A 1,399-nucleotide genomic window follows, 5' to 3' on the forward strand; every position below is an offset into this window, starting at 1 on the left:
CTCTTCCCCTAGCCCCTAGCCCCTAGCCCCTAGCCCCTTCTTCCCTCTTCCTTCATCATGTCATCTTTAAAAAAACTTGCTCTTCGGGGTGCAGCTTGGACAATTGCTGGGTATGGAATGAGCCAGATTTTGCGGTTTGGTAGCAATATCATTCTAGCTCGTCTGCTCTACCCAGAACTATTCGGTCTGATGGCGTTGGTAAATATTTTTATCATCGGTCTTCACCTATTTTCGGATATTGGCATCGGGCCAAGCATCATCCAGAATAGGCGCGGAAACGAACCAGATTTTCTCAATACGGCCTGGACTTTGCAGATCGTTCGGGGGTGTACCCTGTGGTTTTGTTGCTTGTTATTGGCAAAGCCGATTTCCCTGCTATATGGAGAACCACAGCTTTTTTGGCTGCTACCTGTGGTGGGTTTAAGTACGGTTATTTCTGGGTTTAACTCCACTTCTTTGTATACTCTCAATCGCCAGATGGCGATCGCAAAGTTGGCAATTTTTGAGCTAGGAGGTCAGGCGGTTTCAATTGCGGCGATGATTACTTGGGCGTGGTTTGATAAAAGTATTTGGGCTTTGGTAGTTGGGACGCTGGTGGGTAGTTTAATTCAATTAATTTGGAGTCATTGGTTGAATTTGGCAACACCTAACCGCTGGGTATGGGATCGAGAGGCGGCTAGTGCAATCTTTTCTTTTGGCAAGTGGATTTTTGTTTCGACGGCGGTAACATTTCTGGCCGAACAAAGCGATCGCCTCATGTTAGGAAAAATGATTTCCTTTGAGTTGTTAGGCGTTTACGGCATTGCTTTTATCATTGCGGATATACCGCGTCAGGTGGTTTTAGCTGTCAGTAGTAAAGTGCTTTTCCCAGCTTTTTCACAGCTTGCTGAGCTCCCGCGTCCAACTTTTCGGGCTAAAATTCTCAAAAACCGTCAGCCGATTTTGCTGGCAGTGGCGTTAGGCGTAGCGCTATTAGTTAGCTTTGGGGATTTTGTGATTCTTGCCCTCTATGATAGTAGGTACTCGAATGCTGCCTGGATGTTACCGGTGTTAGCTTTGGGGATATGGCCTCGAATTTTGACACAGACAATTGACCAGGTGTTGTTTGCGATCGGCAAGAGTTACTATCCTGCTTATGGCTGTGTTTTAAAGTTTATTTTTATGGTGGTGGGACTACCGACGGGGTTTTATTTTGGGGGTATGCTGGGGGCGATCGCAGTAGTTGCACTCAATGATTTGCCATTTTACGCGGCTATAGTTTATGGTTTGGAACGCGAGGAGTTAAGCGCTGCGAGGCAAGATATTCAGACTACAGGGTTATTTCTGGCTTTGCTAGTAGTTGCGATCGGCATTCGCTTGGCTTTGGGACTTGGACTTCCTGGGGCGACAGTGTTTCCCT

General features: G+C 46.7%; 1 protein-coding gene. It reads left to right on the forward strand.

What is annotated here, in order from left to right; genetic code table 11:
- Positions 1-57 precede the first annotated feature (57 nt).
- On the forward strand, positions 58-1,399 hold a 1,342-nt coding region (locus tag OSCI_RS09310; RefSeq protein WP_019487179.1), incomplete at its 3' end, for an oligosaccharide flippase family protein.

The sequence above is a fragment of the Kamptonema sp. PCC 6506 genome, assembly GCF_000180455.1.
In the GTDB taxonomy this organism is placed as follows: Bacteria; Cyanobacteriota; Cyanobacteriia; order Cyanobacteriales; family Microcoleaceae; genus Kamptonema; species Kamptonema formosum.